Annotated in this window: 21 protein-coding genes; 4 read left to right on the top strand and 17 right to left on the bottom strand. The window is 70.0% G+C overall.

From position 1 onward, the window contains the following. Positions 1 to 49: 49 nt before the first annotated feature. On the bottom strand, positions 50 to 1,357 hold the full coding sequence (locus tag ACZ63E_RS40315; protein ID WP_465341586.1) for an aspartate aminotransferase family protein: 1,308 nt from the start codon (positions 1,355 to 1,357) through the stop codon (positions 50 to 52). 88 nt (positions 1,358 to 1,445) lie between these two features. On the opposite strand from ACZ63E_RS40315, the gene ACZ63E_RS40310 reads away from it, so the two are divergent. Both ACZ63E_RS40310 and hypF read left to right on the top strand, forming a co-directional pair. Further along, positions 1,446 to 2,363, top strand: coding sequence for a LysR family transcriptional regulator (locus tag ACZ63E_RS40310; RefSeq protein WP_465313665.1), 918 nt, complete (start codon positions 1,446 to 1,448; stop codon positions 2,361 to 2,363). Between the two features lie 4 nt (positions 2,364 to 2,367). Beyond that, entirely contained in the window at positions 2,368 to 4,521 is a 2,154-nt protein-coding gene (gene hypF / locus ACZ63E_RS40305; RefSeq protein WP_465341585.1) for a carbamoyltransferase HypF, read from the top strand. Here hypF and hypB read toward each other — a convergent pair. The 16 genes from hypB to ACZ63E_RS40225 form a co-directional block, all read right to left on the bottom strand. After that, positions 4,478 to 5,173 (bottom strand): hydrogenase nickel incorporation protein HypB, encoded by a 696-nt coding sequence (hypB, locus tag ACZ63E_RS40300; protein ID WP_465341584.1) that lies wholly within the window; start codon positions 5,171 to 5,173, stop codon positions 4,478 to 4,480. The two genes, hypF and hypB, sit on opposite strands and share 44 nt — an antisense overlap. Next, a complete protein-coding gene (locus tag ACZ63E_RS40295; RefSeq protein ID WP_465341583.1) occupies positions 5,166 to 5,501 on the bottom strand; it encodes a hydrogenase maturation nickel metallochaperone HypA/HybF in 336 nt (111 codons plus the stop codon). The genes hypB and ACZ63E_RS40295 overlap by 8 nt, the downstream gene beginning before the upstream one ends. Continuing rightward, on the bottom strand, positions 5,502 to 6,578 hold the full coding sequence (gene hypE / locus ACZ63E_RS40290) for a hydrogenase expression/formation protein HypE (RefSeq protein ID WP_465341582.1): 1,077 nt from the start codon (positions 6,576 to 6,578) through the stop codon (positions 5,502 to 5,504). Beyond that, positions 6,575 to 7,702 (bottom strand): hydrogenase formation protein HypD, encoded by a 1,128-nt coding sequence (hypD, locus tag ACZ63E_RS40285; RefSeq protein ID WP_465341581.1) that lies wholly within the window; start codon positions 7,700 to 7,702, stop codon positions 6,575 to 6,577. Before hypD ends, hypE begins: the two co-directional genes overlap by 4 nt. A gap of 9 nt (positions 7,703 to 7,711) precedes the next feature. Continuing rightward, positions 7,712 to 7,984: a HypC/HybG/HupF family hydrogenase formation chaperone gene (locus tag ACZ63E_RS40280; protein WP_465341580.1), complete on the bottom strand. Its 273-nt coding sequence runs from the start codon at positions 7,982 to 7,984 to the stop codon at positions 7,712 to 7,714. A gap of 3 nt (positions 7,985 to 7,987) precedes the next feature. After that, a complete protein-coding gene (locus ACZ63E_RS40275) occupies positions 7,988 to 8,473 on the bottom strand; it encodes a hydrogenase maturation protease (RefSeq protein WP_465341579.1) in 486 nt (161 codons plus the stop codon). Beyond that, positions 8,470 to 9,597, bottom strand: coding sequence for a hypothetical protein (locus ACZ63E_RS40270; RefSeq protein ID WP_465341578.1), 1,128 nt, complete (start codon positions 9,595 to 9,597; stop codon positions 8,470 to 8,472). The genes ACZ63E_RS40275 and ACZ63E_RS40270 overlap by 4 nt, the downstream gene beginning before the upstream one ends. After that, positions 9,594 to 10,223 carry a DUF6084 family protein gene (locus ACZ63E_RS40265; protein ID WP_465341577.1) on the bottom strand — a complete coding sequence of 210 codons (630 nt, stop codon included), beginning with the start codon at positions 10,221 to 10,223 and terminating at the stop codon, positions 9,594 to 9,596. Before ACZ63E_RS40265 ends, ACZ63E_RS40270 begins: the two co-directional genes overlap by 4 nt. Further along, positions 10,216 to 10,815 (bottom strand): DUF5947 family protein, encoded by a 600-nt coding sequence (locus ACZ63E_RS40260; protein ID WP_465341576.1) that lies wholly within the window; start codon positions 10,813 to 10,815, stop codon positions 10,216 to 10,218. Before ACZ63E_RS40260 ends, ACZ63E_RS40265 begins: the two co-directional genes overlap by 8 nt. Then, positions 10,812 to 11,321 carry a NifU family protein gene (locus ACZ63E_RS40255; RefSeq protein ID WP_465341575.1) on the bottom strand — a complete coding sequence of 170 codons (510 nt, stop codon included), beginning with the start codon at positions 11,319 to 11,321 and terminating at the stop codon, positions 10,812 to 10,814. The genes ACZ63E_RS40260 and ACZ63E_RS40255 overlap by 4 nt, the downstream gene beginning before the upstream one ends. Continuing rightward, positions 11,318 to 13,090: a nickel-dependent hydrogenase large subunit gene (locus tag ACZ63E_RS40250; RefSeq protein ID WP_465341574.1), complete on the bottom strand. Its 1,773-nt coding sequence runs from the start codon at positions 13,088 to 13,090 to the stop codon at positions 11,318 to 11,320. Before ACZ63E_RS40250 ends, ACZ63E_RS40255 begins: the two co-directional genes overlap by 4 nt. Before the next feature lie 13 nt (positions 13,091 to 13,103). Further along, complete coding sequence (locus ACZ63E_RS40245) at positions 13,104 to 14,159, bottom strand: NADH-quinone oxidoreductase subunit B family protein (protein WP_465341573.1); 1,056 nt, start codon at positions 14,157 to 14,159, stop codon at positions 13,104 to 13,106. Continuing rightward, on the bottom strand, positions 14,156 to 14,848 hold the full coding sequence (locus ACZ63E_RS40240; protein ID WP_465341572.1) for a D-sedoheptulose-7-phosphate isomerase: 693 nt from the start codon (positions 14,846 to 14,848) through the stop codon (positions 14,156 to 14,158). The genes ACZ63E_RS40245 and ACZ63E_RS40240 overlap by 4 nt, the downstream gene beginning before the upstream one ends. Before the next feature lie 19 nt (positions 14,849 to 14,867). Next, positions 14,868 to 15,104 (bottom strand): HypC/HybG/HupF family hydrogenase formation chaperone, encoded by a 237-nt coding sequence (locus ACZ63E_RS40235; protein WP_465341571.1) that lies wholly within the window; start codon positions 15,102 to 15,104, stop codon positions 14,868 to 14,870. Continuing rightward, the gene (locus ACZ63E_RS40230) at positions 15,101 to 15,715 is read right to left on the bottom strand and encodes a D-sedoheptulose-7-phosphate isomerase (protein WP_465341570.1); all 615 of its coding nucleotides are present in this window, start codon (positions 15,713 to 15,715) and stop codon (positions 15,101 to 15,103) included. The genes ACZ63E_RS40235 and ACZ63E_RS40230 overlap by 4 nt, the downstream gene beginning before the upstream one ends. Before the next feature lie 86 nt (positions 15,716 to 15,801). Further along, the gene (locus ACZ63E_RS40225) at positions 15,802 to 16,845 is read right to left on the bottom strand and encodes a tetratricopeptide repeat protein (RefSeq protein WP_465341569.1); all 1,044 of its coding nucleotides are present in this window, start codon (positions 16,843 to 16,845) and stop codon (positions 15,802 to 15,804) included. A 179-nt stretch (positions 16,846 to 17,024) separates the two neighbouring features. On the opposite strand from ACZ63E_RS40225, the gene ACZ63E_RS40220 reads away from it, so the two are divergent. Both ACZ63E_RS40220 and ACZ63E_RS40215 read left to right on the top strand, forming a co-directional pair. Further along, a complete protein-coding gene (locus ACZ63E_RS40220) occupies positions 17,025 to 17,705 on the top strand; it encodes an HNH endonuclease family protein (RefSeq protein WP_465341568.1) in 681 nt (226 codons plus the stop codon). Positions 17,706 to 17,715: 10 nt separating this feature from the next. Continuing rightward, positions 17,716 to 18,354, top strand: coding sequence for an alpha/beta fold hydrolase (locus ACZ63E_RS40215; RefSeq protein WP_465341567.1), 639 nt, complete (start codon positions 17,716 to 17,718; stop codon positions 18,352 to 18,354). Positions 18,355 to 18,467 lie beyond the last annotated feature (113 nt).

The raw sequence follows: 18,467 nt of genomic DNA, 5'->3' as shown, positions 1-18,467 counted from the left end.
TGACGGCCTCCTTGCCGGCTCCCCGGGCCGGCAAGGAGGCCTTCGTCGTTCAGAGCGCTTTGACGGCGTCCCCGATGGCGTCGTTGAGGATCGACAACCCCAGCGAAATCTCTTCTTCGGTCGCCGTCAACGGCGGGGCGATGCGGAACACTCCGCCCATTCCCGGCAGCTGGACGATGTTCATGTGCAGGCCCAGCTCGAGGCAGCGCCGCGTGACGTGGGCGCCCAGCTCGTCCGAGCCCTGCTTGGTGTCGCGGTCCACCACCAGCTCCAGACCGGCCAGCAGGCCGCGGCCGCGGATGTCACCGACGACGTCGTGGTACTCCGCGAGCTGCTCCAGGCCCCGGCGCAGCACGCCGCCCAGCTCGAGCGCGCGCTCGTCGAGGCGGTCGCGGATCAGCACGTCGAGGACCGTGTTGCCGACCGCCGCCGGGAGGGGGTCCGCGACGTGCGTGGTGAAGAACAGGAAGCCGCGGTCGTGCGCTTCCTGCTCGATCTCCGCGCTGGTCAGCACCGCGGCCAGCGGGAGCCCGGCGCCGAGGGTCTTGGAGAGCGTCAGGATGTCGGGGACCACGCCGTCACGCTCGAACGCGTACCACGTGCCGGTGCGGCAGAGCCCGGTCTGGGCCTCGTCGAGGATCAGCAGCATGCCGCGCTCGCGGCACTTCTCCTGCAACGCCGCGAAGTAGCCGGGCGGCGGCTCGATGATGCCGCCGGAGCTCAGGATCGGCTCGACCAGGCACGCGGCCAGGCTGCCGACCGACTGCGCGTCGATCAGGTCGAAGCCGAAGTCGAGCTGACGCCGCCAGTCGAGGTTGCCCTCGGCGTCGGTGAAGTCCGGCCGGTAGGAGTGGGGCGCGGGGATCGCGAAGTTGCCCGGCGCGGCGGGCCCGTACCCGCGGCGGCCGGCGCTGTAGGTGGCGCTCGCCGCGGCCTGCGTCATGCCGTGCCACGAGCGGGCGAACGAGACGATCTCGTGCTTGCCGGTGACGAGCTTGGCCAGCCGGACGGCCGCCTCGTTCGACTCGGCGCCCGTGGTCAGCAGCAGCGCCTTCTCCAGCGGCGCCGGGAGCGTGCCGGCCAGCCGCCGGGCGAGGTCGACGACCGGGCGGCTCAGCATGCCGCTGAACAGGTGGTCCAGCCGCCCGACCTGCCGCCGGACGGTCTCGACGATCTCCGGGTGCGAGTGCCCGAGGATCGCGCTCATCTGGCCGGAGGTGAAGTCGAGGATCCGGCGGCCGTCCTCGGTGAAGACGAAGCTGCCTTCGGCGTGGTCGATGATTTCGCGCGTGAAGGCGCCGCCGTAGCGCACGAGGTGCCGGTCGGCGTCGGCCCAGAACGTGGCGGTGGGGTTCATGGGCTCGACGGTAGGTCGACGCCGAGCGTCACGTCCAGCTCACGATTCCGGCTTTGGTGTTCGGTTCTGCCGTACAAGAATGGGCGTCATGCTGAACCCGTGGCGCCTGCGGCTGCTGAGCCGCCTCGACACCCTGGGCACGGTCCGCGCGGTCGCGCAGGACGCCAACCTGAGCGCGTCGAGTGTCTCGCAGCAGCTGGCGGTGCTCGAGGCGGAAACCCGCACCCAGCTGCTGGAACGCACGGGCCGCCGGGTCCGCCTGACGCCGGCGGGCCTGATGCTGGCCCGGCGCGCGCGAGCGATCCTCGACCACATGGACACGGTCGAGGCGGAGCTGCGCACCCTCGGCGAGGAGCCGGTCGGCCAGGTCCGGCTGGGAGCGTTCCAGAGCGCGATCCACACGATGGCGGTCCCGGCGGTGACCCGCCTCGCGGCCGCGCACCCGCACCTGGAGGTCGAGCTGCTGGAGCTCGAGCCCCACGCGAGCATCCCGGCCCTGCGCGGCGGCGACGCGGACGTGATCCTCACGACGACCGACTTCGTCGAGCAGCCGCTGGGCCCGGACCTCGACATCGTCCCGCTGGCCACGGACCCGATCGTGCTCGTTTCCTCGGGTGACGCCCCGCGAGGCCCGGCCGTGCTTTCGGCGTACGCGGACGAGCCGTGGGCGCTGGATGCACCGCAGTCGTACATGGCGAACCTGACGCTGCGCCTGTGCCGCGAGTCGGGGTTCGAGCCGCGGGTGGTGTGCCGCTTCAGCAACTACTTGATGACGCTGCAGCACGTGGAGGCCGGGTTGTCGATCGCGCTGCTGCCGGGGTTGGCGGTGGACCGCCGCTACCACGTGTCGACGCGGGAGCTGGCCACGCCGGTGACACGGACGATCGCGGCGGTGGTGCGGCGCGGCTCCCCGACCCGCGCGGCGGTGCATGTGGTGCTGGACGCGTTGCGGCAGCGGCCGGACCTGCCGGCCCTGGCCGAATGGGCCGGCGGGGGCGCAGACTGAGCCGGTGCGGGTGGCGGTGCGGGTCGCCGGGGTGGTGCAGGGCGTGGGGTTTCGGCCTTTCGTCCATCGGCTCGCGAGGCAGCTCGGGCTCGGGGGCTTCGTCGGGAACGACGTCCGTGGGGTGTTCATCGAGGTCGAAGGCCCACCAATCTCCATCGCCGCGTTCGAAAAGGCACTGAAAGAGCAGGCGCCGCCGCTCGCTGTGGTTGATCGGGTCGACGTGCGCGAGATTCCCGCCGAGGGGGAAACCGGCTTCCGGATCGTCGAAAGTCCCGACGGGGGCGCCGCCGACACGCTCATCTCCGCCGATTCAGCCACCTGCGACGACTGCCTGCGCGAGCTCCGAGACCCCGCGGACCGGCGCTACCGGTACCCCTTCGTCAACTGCACCAACTGCGGCCCGCGGTTCACGATCGTCACCGGGGTGCCCTACGACCGGCCGCTCACCACCATGGCCGGGTTTGCGTTGTGCGCCGACTGCAAGCAGGAGTACGAAGACCCCGACGACCGGCGGTTCCACGCCCAGCCCGTCTGCTGCCCGGCCTGCGGGCCCACCCTCCGGTTCGAGCCCGGCGGCGGTGACCCCATCAGCCAAGCCGCGGCCGCGATCGACCAAGGCGCGGTCGTCGCGATCAAGGGGCTGGGTGGGTATCACCTCGCCGTCGGGGCGCGGCACGAAGAAGCCGCGACGAAGCTGCGCGCGAGGAAACACCGTGAGGACAAGCCCTTCGCCGTCATGGTCGCCGACCTGACCGAGGCCCGGGAGCTGGCGGAAGTCGACAGGGCAGCCGAAGAAGCGCTGAGCAGCCGACGACGGCCCATCGTGCTGCTACCCAAGAGAACCGGCCTCGCCGAAGCCGTCGCGCCCGGGAACCGGCGGGTCGGGCTCATGCTGCCCTACTCCCCGTTGCACCACCTGCTGCTCGAACACACCGGCCCCATCGTGCTGACCAGCGCCAACGTCTCCGACGAGCCCATCGTCTTCCGCGATGACGACCTCGGCCGCCTCAAGCACATCGCTGACGCCTTTCTCCGCCACGACCGGCCGATCCACACCAGGACCGACGACTCCGTGGTGCGGATCGTCCGAGGAAAGCCGCAGCTCCAACGGCGGTCACGCGGGTACGCGCCCGAGCCCGTCCGCATCGAGAAAACGACAAAGCACCTTCTCGGCTGCGGCGCCGAGCTCAAGAACACCTTCTGCCTCGCCAAAGGCCGTCACGCTTTCGTCTCCCACCACATCGGCGACCTCGAGAACTACGAGACCTACCTGGCTTTCACCGAAGGCATCACCCACCTCAAACGCCTCTTCGACATCGAACCCGCGCTCATCGCCCACGACCTCCACCCCGAGTACCTCTCCACGAAATACGCGCTGGAGCAGGAAACCGACCTCCTGGGCGTGCAGCACCACCACGCCCACATCGCCGCCTGCCTGGCCGACAACCACTGCGACGGCCCGGTCCTCGGTGTCGCCTTCGACGGCACCGGTTTCGGTCCCGACGGCACCATCTGGGGCGGTGAGTTCCTCCTCGCCGACCTGACCACCTACCAGCGGCTCAGCCACCTCCGCACCGTCGCCATGCCCGGTGGCGTGCAGGCCATCCGGCAGCCGTGGCGGATGGCGGCGTCCTATGTGGACGAACTCGGGCGGCCCGCCGACGAAACCATCGTGAAGCTGAAACGCAGTGGCCTCAACTCACCCCTGACCTCCAGCGCCGGCCGGCTCTTCGACGCCGCCGCCGCGCTGCTCGGCGTCCGCGACACCATCAACTACGAGGGCCAGGCCGCCATCGAGCTGGAGCAGCTCGCCGACCCCGCCGAGACGGTCGCCTATCCCGCGCGCGTCGACGACGTCGTCCACGGTGAGGACCTGATCGCCGCGCTCCTGGACGACACCGCCGCCCGGCCGGTCCGGGCCGCGCGGTTCCACAACGGGGTCGCCGCGGCGATCACGGGCACCTGCGACCGGCTGCGGGAGCACAGCACCACCGTCGCGCTGTCCGGCGGTGTCTTCCAGAACGTCCTCCTGCTCGCCCGGACCGTCGAAGCGCTGGAGAACACCGGCTTCACCGTCCTGACCCACCGGGACATGCCCACGAACGACGGCGGGATCAGCTTCGGACAGGTTGCCGTAGCCAGTCGTGCCACTCGGTGAGGCCGTCGCCGCGCGTCGCGCTGATCTGAAGGACCTGCGCCGTCGGGTTCACGCGGCGGACGTCCCGCTCGAACTCCGCGACGTCGAAGTCGACGTACGGCAGCAGGTCGACCTTGTTCAGCAGCACCAGGTCCGTCGCGGCGAACATGTGCGGGTACTTCAGCGGCTTCCCAGGCCCCTCGGTCACCGACAGGATCACGACGCGCGCGGCCTCGCCGAGGTCGAACAGCGCCGGGCAGACCAGGTTGCCGACGTTCTCGATGAACAGCGTCGAGCCGGGCGCGAGCGTGAGCGAGTGCAGGGCCCGGTGCAGCATCGACGCGTCCAGGTGGCAACCGGCGCCGGTGTTGATCTGCACCACCGGCGCGCCCGTGGCCTTGATACGCTCGGCGTCGAGCAGTGTCTCCTGGTCACCCTCGATCACCGCGCACGGAACATCGACAGCGCGGATGGTCCGCTCCAGCAGCGTCGTCTTCCCCGCGCCCGGGGAGCTCATCAGGTTCAGGGCGAAGACGTCCGACGAGCGCAGGTGCGTCCGGTTGTGCGACGCGAGCTCGTCGTTCTTCGCCAGGATGTCCTGCTCCAGGACCACGGTGTGGGTGTGGTCGGTGATCCGGACGTCCGAATCGGAGCAGCCGCAGGTGTCACACATGGCTGACCTCCACCGAGGTGATGCGCAGTTCGCGCCCGGCGAGCACCGAAACGTCGGCGCTGCCGCAGGGGCACAGCAGGATGAAGTCGTCGAGCGTGAACTCGGCGCCGCAGTCGCGGCAGCGGGCGCGCCCGGACGGCTCGGCGATGTCCAGCCGGGCGCCTTCCAAGGAAGTTCCCGTGCACAGGACGTCGAAGCAGAAGCGGACGCTGTCCGGGACCACCCCGGACAGCCGCCCGATCTCCAGCCGCACGCACGACACGCGCGCGTCGCCGAGCCGGGTGACGATCGTGTCGACCACCGACTGCGTGACGGACATTTCGTGCATTCAGCAGATCCTCGGCAACGGGTCCCCGACCAGCAGGTCCACGATCCGGGTGCCGCCGAACGTCGTGTTCAGCAGCACGATCCCCGGCGGGTCGTCGGCGATCCGCCCGATCACCGCGGCGTCCGCGCCCAGCGGGTGCGCGCGCAACGCGGCCAGGGCGTCCGCGGCCTGGGCGCCGTCCACGACGACCACGATCCGGCCCTCGCACGCGACGTACAGCGGGTCGATGCCGAGCAGCTCCGACGCGCCCCGGACCTCGGTCCGGACCGGGACGGCCTTTTCGTCGACGACCACGGCGACCTCCGCCGCCTTCGCGATCTCGTTGAGGATCGTCGCGACACCGCCGCGGGTCGCGTCCCGCATCGCGCGCACGCCGGGCACCGCGGCGAGCAGCCCGGCGACGAGGTCGTGCACCGGCGCGGTGTCGGACTCGAGGTCGGCGTCGATGTCGAGCTCGCCGCGGGCCAGCATGATCGTGACGCCGTGGTCACCGATCGGCCCGGAGACGAGGACGGCGTCTCCGGGCTTCACGGTGGCCACGCCGAGGCCGGTGCGGGTGAGCACCCCGACCCCGGCCGTGTTGATGTACACGCCGTCGGCCTTGCCGCGCTGGACGACTTTCGTGTCGCCGGTGACGATCTGGACGCCGGCCGCGAGCGCCGCCGACTTCATCGAGTCGACGATCTTCAGCAGGTCCTCGACCGGGAATCCCTCTTCGAGGATGAACCCCGCGGTCAGGTACAGCGGCCGCGCGCCGGACACGGCGAGGTCGTTCACCGTGCCGTTGACCGCCAGGTCGCCGATGTTCCCGCCGGGGAAGAACAGCGGCGAGACGACGTAGGAGTCCGTGGTCAGGGCCAGCCGGGCGTCCCCGACGGTCAGCGACGCCGAGTCTTCGAGCGGCTCCAGCAGGGGGTTGCGGAACGCGTCGAGGAACACGGCTTCGATCAGCGTGTGTGTCGATTTGCCGCCCGCGCCGTGCGACAGCGTGATGCGCTCTTCCCGCACTTTCGCGCGCCTGCGCCGGGCCCGTTCGATGCGGTCGAGGACCTGCTGCTCGCGTTCGGTGGTGGTCATGCGCGGCTCGCCTCCCGGACGCGCTGACGGCTGAACCGGCCGAAGTTGTAGTACGCAGCGCAGGCGCCTTCGGGTGAGACCATGCACGTCCCGATCGGCGTCTCCGGGGTGCACGCGGTGCCGAACACCTTGCACTCCCACGGCTTCAGCACGCCCTTGAGCACCTCGCCGCACTGGCACGCCTTCGGGTCGGCGACGCGCAGGCCGGGGATCTCGAAGATCCGTTCGGCGTCGAACGCGGCGTACTTCTCGCGGATCGCCATCGCCGAATGCGTGATGAAGCCGAGGCCGCGCCACTCGAAGTACGGCCGCAGCTCCATGACCTCGTTGATGGCCTTCAGCGCCACCATGTTCCCGTCCCAGGGCACCACCCGGGAGTACTGGTTCTCGACCTCCGAGCGCCCCGAGGACAGCTGCAGCATCAGCAGGTAGATCGACTGCAGGATGTCGAGTGGCTCGAAGCCGGCGACGACGACGGGCTTGCCGTAGTCGCGCGCGATGAACTCGTACGGCCGGCAGCCGATCACCGTCGAGACGTGCCCCGGGCCGATGAAGCCGTCGAGCCGCAGGTCGGGGGAGTCGAGGATGGCCTTGATCGCCGGGATGATCGTGACGTGGTTGCCGAACACCGAGAAGTTCTCGATGCCTTCGGCGGCCGCGCGCAGCAGCGTCATCGCGGTGGACGGCGTGGTCGTCTCGAAGCCGATCGCCATGAACACCACACGCAGGTCCGGGTTCTGCCGCGCGATCTTCAGCGAGTCGAGCGGCGAATACACCATGCGGATGTTCGTGCCCTCGGCGTTGGAGTCGAAGAAGTTCCCGCCGGAGCCGGGCACACGCATCATGTCGCCGAACGACGTCATGAGCACGCCGGGCTGCCGGGCGATGTGGATGGCGTCGTCGATGCGGCCCATCGGGATGACGCACACCGGGCAGCCCGGCCCGTGCACCAGCGTGATGCTCTCGGGCAGGTAGTCCTCGAGGCCGTGTTTGTAGATGGTGTGCGTGTGCCCGCCGCAGACCTCCATGAACTTGTAGTGGCGGCCCGGCTCGCACAGCGACGTGATCTTCGCGGACAGTGCCCGCGCCTTCTCCGCGTCGCGGAACTCGTCGACAAAACGCATGACGACTCCTTATTCGATCCGGGATTCCAGCAGGGCGGCCATTTCGTCCTCGTACGCCTTGCCGATGCTTTCGAGGAACTCGAGCGCGGCCGCGGCCTCCTGCTCGTCTATTTTGGACAGTGCGAAGCCGACGTGGATGAGGATCCACTCGCCGGGCTTCGGCGGGTCGTCGTCGAGCAGGCCGATGTTGATGGTGCGCTTGACGCCGCTCACGGACACTTTCGCGAGGTCCGGGCGGTCCTCGCTGATTTCGATGATCTCGCCCGGGATGCCGAGGCACATGGCTCAGACCTCCGTCGGCTGCAGCCGGGGGCTGGTGCCCCAGGCCAGTTCGATGACCGCGCGGACCGCGGCCGGGATGGCCGCTTTGACCTCGGCGGACAGCCCGATCCCTTCGTCGACACAAGCCGGTTCACAGCCGACGAGCAGCACCCGCCCGGCATCCCCGCCGAGCAGCCGGAGCAGCCGGAACACCGCGTCCGGCTGCATGCCGTGCGCGTCGATCGACGCCGTGGCGAGGTCGTCGGTGTCGGCCTCGATGAGCGAGAGCGTGCCGGGCGGCCGGCCGTGCGGGGTGGCGTCGAGCAGGATCGTCGTGTCGTAACCACCCATCAGGTCGTAGGCGAGGTGCATGCCGGCGATGCCGTAGTCGGCGATCTGCACCCAGGGCGGCAGGTCGGCCCCTTCCAGCTCCTTGACGACCTCCACGCCGAAACCGTCGTCGCTCAGGAAGATGTTGCCGATGCCGGCGACCAGGACTCGTGGCCTCATTCCGCGACCTCCAGGGGTTCGATTTCGTCGGGGGAGAAGTACCGGTACCGGCCGTGGGCGTGCTGGAGGTCGGCGCCGGGGTCGTCGTCGAGGGTGACGGCGACGTGCGTGGCGCCGTCCACATCGGACAGGACGACCCGGACGGTGGCGGTCTTGCCGGTGAGGAACATGTCCTGGGCGTCGGCGCCACGCAGGTTCGGCCGCAGCCGCACCCGGGACCCCTCGGCGACGCGCACCCCGGCGACGGTCACCGAAGGCGCGACCGGCCGCACGGACCGGATCGCGCCGTGCAGCCGGTCGAGCAGCTCCGGCGGCATCGTGTCGACGCGGTCGAGGATCGCCGCCGCACGCGGGTCGGTGGCCCGGGCCTCGCGCTTTTCCTCGTCGGTGAGCGTCATCGTGCGCAGGGTCAGGATCTCGTCGATCTCGGTGCCGTCGAAGAGGTCACCCGGGCTTTCCGGCGCGATCGACGGGTTGTCGTAGAGGATGATCGGCGACGCGAGCATCACCGTGCTGCGCGCGGTGTCGCCGATCAGCACCGGCCACAGCCGCTCCTGCCGGCAGGCTTCGACCGCCGGTTTCGCCCACTCCGGCGGGTCGAGCATCGACAGGAAGTGCCCGGTGTCCACGCTGAGCACGAGGTGCGCGGCCAGCAGCGAATGGCGGAGGGCGTGCTCCCGGACGCCGTCGGAGTGCCACGACGTCGTGTTGTGCACCTCGACGCGCAGCCGGGCGCCGCCGAACGGCCCGTCGAGCGGGTCGACGCGGGCGGTGAGGACACCGGACAGCTCGTGCTGAAACGGCCTTTCGACCGGGAGTTCGGAGAGCGGCAGCTCGAAGTCGATCTCCTGCTCGTCGGCTTCGTCCCACGTGTCGTGCCGGGGCCGGGCGCGCAGGAACCGCAGCTTGACGTGCAGGATCGTGTGCTCGAGCGGTTCGAGGACACATTCGACCCGCGCCGACGCGTGCTCGCCGATCTCAGCCGACGCGTAGGACGGCGGCACGAGCACACCCCACTGCCAGCGCACGCGGTTCTTCGGCGCCGACGCCCGGTACGGATACAGGAGATAACCCTCGTAGAGCATGGCGTCACCGACCGCGCGGGCCTGCTCGAGAACGTTCACGGCGCACCCGCCAGCAGCTGCTCGATCGCCGCTTCCCAGGTCGGGATCGCGTGCCGCGCCTTGTACTTGAGCAGCGCGTCCACCGTCTCGCGCGGCAGCTTGACCCACGCGACGTTCGGGAAGTACCGCGCCATCAGCTCGTCCCAGACGCCCACCGGCATCCGGACCTCGGCCTGGGTGTGCCATGGGATCTGCTCGACCCAGAACCCCGGGCCGCCCTTGCCGAACACGGTGCCGCTGAACAGCAGCACCATCGGGACCACACCTTCGGACAACGCGTGGAAGTACTTGCCGGCCGCGACTTCGAGGTCGTAGGTGCACGGCACCTCGGCGTCGACCTCGGTGGCGCCGCTGAACCCCGGCACGGTGACCGAGACGGTCGTGAACTGGAACGGCTTCAGCGTCTCGCCCCACCGGGAGCGCTCGCCGAAGAGGTGGGTGAGCAGCTCCGACTCGTCGTCGGAGTAGCGGCGGCGCTGCGGCTCGATGCGGATCTGGACGCGCAGCACCATCGCGTGCACCGGCTGCCCGGACAGCTCGGTGATCCGCAGCTTGAACGCCAGCGTCGGCGAAGCCGCGTACTTGAGCGGCCGGACGTCGACGCAGTCGAAGGTGAGCTCAGCCATCCGTCACGACCTCACTGCGCTCCCGCAGCCGGGCGAAGAAGGCATCGATGGCTTCGTGCGCTTCGGTGCCGCCGTCGAAGCCGCGCCAGGTCGAGCGGACCAGCCCGACCAGCTCGTAGCAGACGTCGATCGGCACCAGAAACGCTTCGAAGCCGAGATCGAGCTGGTTGAGCAGCAGCGCTTCGACGTCGTCGGTGACGTCGGCGAGCAGGTCGTCGCCCGTGCCCAGCGGAAGCAGGGATTCCGTCGCACCCGCCGGGCTCGGGTAGAACGCGACGACGCGGTCCTGCACCGAGTTCCGGAACAGGAACGCCGTCTTGACCGGGATCCCTGCGGACTCCCACAGCGCGGCGCCCGGCTCGAAGCGCGGGAGGTGCCGGACGCGGTCCGGCACCGCGCGGTGCCGCTTCCCGCCCGCCCCGCGGTGGGTGAAGAGCAGGTAGCAGCCCCGGCAGGCGCACAGGATCGTGCGGGACTCGAGGTCGATGACGTGCCCGTGCTCCGCCCCGATCGGTTCCGCGCACATCTCGCACTTCTCACCCGGCGCGGCCCGCGGCGCGGGAGTGCGGAACCTGCGCAGGCCGCCGGTCACGGGACCTCCACGGGACACAGCGGCAGCAGCGGCCGCCCACCCGGGCCGGCGTCTTCGACCACACCCTCGACGAGGACCTCGGCGATCTCCGGCGCCACCTCCCGGATGGTCCGTTCGATGGCGTACTTCGCGGTGACCGTCGAGGACGGGCAGCCGTCGCAGGTGCCCTGCAGCCGCAGCCGCAGGACACCGTCGTCGATCCCGACGAACTCGACGTCGCCGGCGTGCGAACCCAGGTACGGCCGGACCTTGTCGAGGGCTTCGGCGACCCGCTCGTGCGTCGACTTCGGGTGCAGGTCGTGCAGCACGAGCAGGCCGCGGACGTGGTCGTCCTCGGCGAGGCGGTCCAGCAGCGGCCGGTCGACGACTTCGACGATCCGGGCCAGGCCGGCGCCGTAGAACTCGAGCAGCGTGTGGACGAGCTCTTCGGCGAGCTCGGCGTCCTTGCCGGAGAGCTCGCCCAACAGCTGCTCGATGCGCTCGCCGACCCGGTCGACCGCCGTCATCCGAGCTCCCCGCCGAACGCGTGCGGGGTGTGCAGCCGCTCGACGACCTTGCCCTTGCCGGTGTACATGTGCACGCCGCACGGCAGGCACGGGTCGAAGCTGCGGACCGCGCGCATGATGTCGATGCCCTTGAAGTTCTCCTGCGTGTTCTCCTCGAAGATCGGCGTGTTCTGCACGGCGTCCTCGTACGGCCCCGGCGTGCCGAAGCTGTCGCGGACACTGCCGTTCCACGGCGTCGGCGGGTACGGGTGGTAGTTCGCGATCTTGCCGCCCTTGATCACCATGTGGTGCGAGAGCACGCCGCGCACGGCTTCGGTGAAGCCGCAGCTCACGCCCTCGTCCGGGACCTTGAACGGCTCCCACGTCTTCGTCTTGCCCTGGCGGACCTCACCGAGGGCCTGGTCGGCGAAGTGCAGGGCCAGCGCCGCCGCGTACGCCTGGAAGTACGTCCGCGCGCGGTTGCGCTCGAGCGCGTTGCTCCACTTCGGGATCTTCCACTCGAACTCGACCTCGGGCTTCGTGGCGGTGCGCGGCAAGGAGATCTTCACGCTGTGGCCGGTCGACTTCAGGTACGGCGTGTCGACGAGCCCGGCCAGCGCGGTGACCCAGAGGCGCGCGATCGGGCCGCCGCCGGTGTCGAGGGCGAGGTGGTCCTTGCCGTCGAACCAGCGCGGCGACATCGTCCACGAGTACTTGCCCTCGAAGTCGCGCTTCGCCGGCCGCGGGATCGTGTGCTGGTTCCACGGGTGGCGCTGGTCGACCGGGTTGCCGAGCGGGTCCTGCGTGACGAACATCGGCTGGTCGGCCCAGTCTTCGTAGAACGAGCTGCCGAGCAGGATCCGGATGCCGAGGTTGATGTCGACCAGGCTGGTCGTGACGAGCTTGCCGTCGACGACCACGCCGGGCGTGACGTACATCTTCCGGCCCCAGGACTCCATGTTCTCGTAGGTGAAGTCGCAGTACTCGGGGTTGTTCAGGCTGCCCCAGCAGCCGAGCAGGATCCGCCGCCGGCCGACCTCTTCGTAGCCGGGCAGGGCTTCGTAGAAGAAGTCGAAGAGGTCGTCGTGCATCGGCAGGCAGCGCTTCATGAACTCGACGTAGCGCATGAGCCGGGTCAGGTAGTCGGTGAACAGCTGCACGGTGGCGACCGTGCCGACACCACCGGGGTACAAAGTGGACGGATGGACGTGCCGGCCTTCCATCAGGCAGAACATCTCGCGCGTTGACCGGCTGACCTGCAGCGCCTCGCGGTAGAACTCGCCTTCCAGGGGGTTCAGCGAGCGCATGATGTCGCCGATGGTGCGGTAACCGTGGTCGCCGGCGTGCGGCGCTTCGGTGCGGTTGGCCAGCTCCAGGACACCCGGGTTGGTCTCGGCGACCATCTTCTCGCAGTAGTCGACCCCGACCAGGTTCTCCTGGAAGATGTTGTGGTCGAACATGTACTCGGCGGCCTCGCCGAGGTTGATGATCCACTCGCCGAGGTGCGGCGGGCGCACGCCGTAGGCCATGTTCTGGGCGTACACCGAGCACGTCGCGTGGTTGTCGCCGCAGATCCCGCAGATCCGGCTGGTGATGAAGTGCGCGTCGCGCGGGTCCTTGCCCTTCATGAAGATGCTGTAGCCGCGGAAGACCGACGACGTGCTGTGGCACTCGACGACGCGTTTCGCGGCCCAGTCGATCTTCGTGTAGATCCCGAGGCTGCCGACGATCCGGGTGATCGGGTCCCACGCCATCTCGACGAGGTCGGTCCTGTCCTTCATTTCGGTCATGACCAAACCCCTTTCAGCGCCACGTGGACTGGTAGCCGGTGTGGAGCTTCTTGCCCGTGTGCCGCCACTTCGGCTCCTTGTCGAGCTTGCGTTCGGTGATCTTCCGCAGCCGCCGGATCACCGACCCGTACGCGCCGCTGGCCAGCGACGACACGTTCGCGCCCGGCGGCTCGTCCATGAACGGCATGAACTTGTCCGGGAAGCCCGGCATGGTGCAGCCGATGCAGATCCCGCCGACGTTCGGGCAGCCGCCGACGCCGTTGATCCAGCCGCGTTTCGGCACGTTGCACTTCACGACCGGGCCCCAGCAGCCCAGCTTCACCAGGCACTTCGGCGAGCCGTACTCGGTGGCGAACTCACCCTGCTCGTAGTAGCCGCCGCGGTCGCAGCCCTCGTGCACGGTCGCGCCGAAGAGCCACTGCGGCCGCAGGTGGTCGTCGAGCGGGATCATCGGCGCCTGGCCGGCGGCCTGGTAGAGCAGGTAGGTGATGGTCTCGGACAGGTTGTCCGGGTGGGTCGGGCAGCCGGGCACGCAGACGATCGGGATGCCGGCCCCGGACTTCCAGTCCCAGCCCAGGTAGTCGGGCACGCCCATGGCGCCGGTCGGGTTGCCCTCCATCGCGTGGATGCCGCCGTAGGTGGCGCAGGTGCCGACGGCCATCACGGCCAGGGCCTTGGGCGCCAGGCGGTCGAGCCACTCGCTGGTCGTCATCGGCTGGCCGGTCTCGGGGTTATTCCCGAACCCGCACCAGTAGCCTTCGTCCTTGATCGCCTCGTTCGGGATCGAGCCCTCGACGACCAGCACGAACGGCTCCAGCTCACCGCGGTCGGCCTTGTAGAACCACTCGATGAACGTGTCGGCCCCCTTGTCGGGGCCGCATTCGAAGTCGATCAGCGGCCAGTGGACCGCGATCTTGGGCAGGCCGGGCAGGACACCGAGGACGATCTCCTCGATGCTCGGCTGGGTGGCGGCGGTCAGCGCGACGGAGTCGCCGTCGCACGAGAGGCCGGCGTTGATCCAGAGGACGTGGATGGGCTGCTCTTCGGTCTGTTCTGCGGCATGCGTCACGGCTGATTCCCCTTGGCGAGGTCGTCGAGCGCGCCGAGGGTCAGCTCCCACAGCGCGTGGTAGAGGGTCGTCTGGGCTTCCTGGATGCGGTGCACGGACGGTGATGGCACGACGAAGAGGTGGTCGATGCTGTCGAGCTCGGCCATCTTCCCGCCGTCGTACCCGGCGACACCGACCGTCACCAGGCCGCGCCGGGCGGCTTCGTCGAAGGCGCGCACCAGGTTCGCGGAGTTCCCGCTGGTGGACAGGCCCACCGCGATGTCGCCGGCCCGCCCGAACGCGCCGATCTGGCGCGCGAACACGACGTCGAACCCGATGTCGTTGGACAGGGCGGTCACCACCGCGATGTCATTCGTCAACCCGAAGGCGGGCAACGGCTTCGCGTCGCCCGCCGGGCTGAGGAACAGGCTCGCGAGGTCCTGGGCGTCGGTCGAGCTCCCGCCGTTGCCGAAGGCGAGCAGGCGCCCGCCGCCGGCGAACGCGCGCGCGAGGTCCTGCGCGCACGCGAACAGGCGGTCGCGGTCGGCCGCGAGCACCTGGGCCCGCAGCGCGACGATCTCGCGTACCTTGTCCACAGTGGACTGTTCGACCTGGCGGAGGACGGCATCGAGGTCGCCGGAACCCGCGTAGAGGAACGGGTACAGCGCTTCGAGGCCGTCCGCGCCCACGGGGGTGTGCTCCCGCGTCATGGCGCGTCAACTCCCTGGGCTAGGGATTCTCCAGACGAGCGATGGCTTCTCCGGCGTGCACCAGGATTCGGTCGCCGACACCGGCTTCGACCAGCGCCACACTGACTTCTTCCCGGGTGGACCCGGTGTCCACGACAGCAAGCTCGTGGTCGAGGAGTTCGACTACGGTCACTTCGACCGCGGTGTCGGAGCAGGTGATGCACACCCCGTCATGGCAGACGGGGCCGACGTCTCTGTCGGCGTCACGGGCGCTCACGACGCCACCTCCAGCAGGCCGGGTTGCTCCAGGAAGACGTGCACCAGCTCCCACAGCACGTGGTAGGTGGTCACGTGGACCTCCTTGACCACACGCGGGTCGTCGGAGCGGGCGGTGAAGACGTGGTCCAGCCCAGTAGTCGTGGCAATCGCGCCGCCGTTACGACCGGTCAGCGCGACGGTGAACATCCCCAGGTCGCGGGCCGTTTCGAGGGCGCGGCGGACGTTGGCGCACTCGCCGTCGGTGGAGATGCCCAGCGCGATGTCGTCGGGCTCGCCGATGATCCGCAGCTGGTGGGCGAAGACGTCTTCGAGGCCGACGCGGTTGGCGACCCCGGTGACCGTGGCGACGTCGGCCGTCAGCGACAGCGCCGGGAGCGCGCGCTTGCCGACGATCACCGGGTGGACGAACTCGACCGCCACGTGCTGGGCGTCGGTGCTGGGGCCGCCGTTGCCGAACACCACGAGCTTGCCGCCGCGGTGGAAGCGGCGGGCCATGCCGTGGCACGCCTCGGCGACCGTGCGGGCGTCGCCGGCCAGGGCGAGCACCGGCGCCTCGCGGCGCGCGAAAAGGGCGGCTACGGAGTCCGGGTGATTCGGTGACCACGGCATCGCGGCACTTCCTCGGGCAGCTGCTCGGTGGTGGGAGCGCACCCCAGGTTAGAGCTGTGAGTTGGATCACACAATAGATCGAACGGTCAGAAATGGTGCGCTCGGTCCTCCTGGACGTGCTCCGCACGGGCGAGCCACTGTTCCGCCTCCTGGGCGGCACCCCGCGACCGCAGCATCCGGGCCAGGCTGAGCATGCCCTGGACGTCGCCGGTTTCGGCGGCCCGGCGGAACCACTGCTCGGCCCCGGCGAGGTCCTCGCGGTGCTCGGCGAGGTGCCCGAGGTTGGTCAGCGCGGGGACGCTGCCGTGCTCGGCGGCCTTGCGGTACCAGGCGGCGGCCTCACCCTCGTCACCCCGGTTGCGGGCGAGCACGCCGAGGTTCGTCATGGCCGCGGGGTCGCCGCGCTCGGCGGCGTCGAGGTACCAGCTCTCGGCTTCTTCGAGGTCGCCGCGGCGGTGCAGCAGCAGCCCGAGCCGCACGACCGCTTCGACGTGCCCGCCGGTCGCGCCCTGGCGGTACCAGGACTCGGCGTCCGCCGGCCGGCCGAGCCGCTCGGCCTGCCGGCCCAGCTGGCAGGTGGCCGCGAGGTCGCCGGCCAGCACGGCCGAGCGCCACCAGCGGGCCGCCTCGGCGGCCTGGCCGCGGTCCCGTAGCACCACGCCCAGGTCGATCATCGCGGCGGTGATCCCGGCGTCGGCGGCCTGCCGCAGCCACGACTCGGCCTCCTCGATCTTCCCCTGCTCACGCAGCATGTGCCCGAGCGAGGCGATCGACGGCAGGTCGCCGGTGCGCGCGGCCTCGGCGTACCAGTGCTGGGCGTCCTCGCGCTTCCCGCGCCGCTCGTACGACCGGGCCAGGTTCAGCATCCCGTGCGGGTCGCCGGCCAGCGCCGCCTCGTGGTACCAGCGCTCGGCCTCGTCCCGCTCGCCGCGCTCGGCGAGCAGGTGGGCCAGCGCCGTCATCGAGACGCGGTCACCGCCCATGGCGGCCTTGCGGAACCACGTCTCGGCCTCGGTGAGCTGCCCGCTTTCGCGCAGGGCCGAGCCCATCCTGGCCATGGCGACGACATTGCCGCCCTCGGCGGCCTTGCGCTGGAAAAACTCGTCGAACTTCTTGAGCCGGCCGGGCATCGGCTGCTCCCTCCGGATGGGTCCTGCTCCGGTAGTCGCAGTTGATCGGCTCGGTGTGACACCTCATGCCTTGGGTGGGCGAGGTCACATTCGCGCCAGGTCGTCGTGTCGACGCGGTTGTCCCGGGCCGGCAGAGGCGACACTACGCCGCGCGCACCCGCAGGTGAGAGGAGAAATTCGTGGCCGCACGCGCCTTTCGGCTCAGCGTGACGCATCGGATCCTGCTGGTAGTCGCGATCCTCGCGGTCGCGCTCTTCGGGTACTGGGTGACGAGCCGCGGAGCCGGCGCGACCCCGCCCCCGTCGTCGTCCTCGGCACCGGTTCCGGTCTCCGCCGCCGACGCGGAGAAGCAGCTCGGCGAGCTGACCATCGCCGCGCGGACGTCCATGGACGGGTATTCGCGTGAGAAGTTCCCGCACTGGGCCGGCCAGGGGTCAGGCTGTGACACGCGTGAAGTCGTGCTCAAGCGCGCCGGCATGGACGTCAAGACCGACAAGGACTGCAAGGCGACGTCCGGGACGTGGAAGAGCGTCTACGACGACGAGACCTGGACCAAGGCGACCGACCTCGACATCGACCACATGGTCCCGCTCGGGCAGGCCTGGGCGAGCGGCGCGAAGGCGTGGACGACCGAGAAGCGCGAGCAGTTCGCGAACGACCTGACGCGGCCGCAGCTGTTCGCCGTCACCGACAACCTCAACCAGCAGAAGAGCGACAAGGCGCCGGACCAGTGGAAACCGCCGCTCGTGGCGTTCTGGTGCACCTACGCGACCGACTGGATCGTGGTGAAGCACTACTACGGCCTGACCGTGACCCAGGGCGAGAAGACCGCCTTGACGGACATGCTCCGCCGCTGCTGAGCTGGCCGGCATGACGACCTTCGTGCTGGTCCACGGTGGCGGCGGCAGCGGCTGGGACTTCCACCTGCTCGGCCCGGAGCTCCTCGCGCGCGGCCACACCTTCGTCGCGCCGGACCTCCCGATCACCGACCCGTCGGCCGGGCTCGCCGACTTCACCGACACGGTGCTGGCGGCGGTGGACGACACCTCGGACGTCGCCGTGGTCGGGCACTCCTACGGCGGGTTCACCGCGCCGCTGGTCGCCGAGAAGCTGCGCGCGCGGCTGCTGGTGTACCTGGCCGGGATGATCCCGGCGCCGGGGGAGCCGCCGGGCCAGTGGTGGGGCAACACCGGCTTCCAGGCGCCGACGGGCCTGAGCGACATCGAGACGTACTTCAACGGTGTCCCGCTCCCGCTCGCCGAGGAGGGCATGGCGCACGGGCGTGACCAGGTGAGCAAGGAAGGGGAGGAGCCGTGGCCGCTGGCGGCTCACCCGGACGTCCCGACCCGGGTCGTGCTGTGCCGTGACGACCGGTTCTTCACCCCGGACTTCCAGCGCCGGATCGCCCGGGAGCGGCTGGGCATCGAGCCCGACGAGGTCGACGGCCCGCACTGCGCGCCGCTGAGCCACCCCGCGCAGATCGCCGACCTGCTGGTGAGCTACCTGTAAGCGCCCTGCCGCAGCTTGTCGTGAGTGTTTAGGGCGGGGTGGATTCAAGCGGTCGTCGCAACAGGCTCCTGCGTGGACAGTAGCTGGTTGAGTCGCTCAGCTGGGGTGTCCCA

Source organism: Amycolatopsis sp. NPDC104819 (assembly GCF_055583145.1).
Note: the sequence above shows the minus strand (reverse complement) of the source record. Positions and strands in the feature narration are given on the sequence as shown.